Below are 838 nucleotides of genomic sequence, written 5' to 3'. Positions count from 1 at the left end.
GCGTGTAGAGCAGGCGCGAGGAATACGAACATGAACTCTAGAGGCTCTGTGATACCAGTTAGGAATGAACAGAATGCAACAGAGAACAATGCACCACCAACTTGGCTACGTTTCTCAACAGGAGCCGCTAGGTACATAGCAAGTGCTGCACCTGGTAGACCAAACATCATTACTGGGAAGAAACCGTTCATGAATACACCAGCGCTCTTATCACCACCGAAGAAACGGTGTAGGTCACCAGATTTAACTGTTTCAGTTACTTCTTTAACAGTTGCTGTAATTTCTGGAGTTACTGAGTTAGCGAATTCAAATGTGTGAGTTTGACCTGCAACAAGAGTCTTAGCTAGAGCTGGGTCAACACAAAGTTGTTGTAGTGCAGGAAGAGCTTGACCAGCAGCTGTTGCGCCAGAAACTAGCACTTCTTGACAAGAACCCATACCAAACCAGAAGAAAGAGTTCAGTACGTGGTGTAGACCTACAGGAATTAGAGCACGGTTAAGCGTACCATATACAAACTGACCGATTGCGCCAGAAGTAGAGATACCGTGAGCAAGTGCATCTAGACCACCTTGGATTGTTGGCCATACAATACCTGAAACAGCACCAGCAACTAGGGCGAACAAACCAGCCATAATTGGCACTAGGCGCTTACCAGAGAAGAATGCTAGCCACTCAGGAAGGCGTGTAGCATGGAAAGCGTTGTAAGAATGGCCAGCAATGATACCTGCGATGATACCACCGAAGAATGACATGTTAACTGACGCATCGATTGTTGACGCTGTCGCAGTAAGTACGAAGTACGCAACCGCACCAGCAAGACCTGCAGCACCTTGACCGT

General features: G+C 47.3%; 1 protein-coding gene. It reads right to left on the bottom strand.

Going from position 1 to position 838, the window contains the following annotated elements:
• Positions 1–838: PTS transporter subunit EIIC (locus R7190_RS26495; RefSeq protein ID WP_318137754.1), on the bottom strand; the 838-nt coding region annotated here is incomplete at both ends.

Source organism: Vibrio sp. 1078-1, from assembly GCF_033340475.1.
The sequence above is the reverse complement of the archived record's forward strand: the minus strand, read 5'-3'. Positions and strand labels throughout refer to the sequence as shown.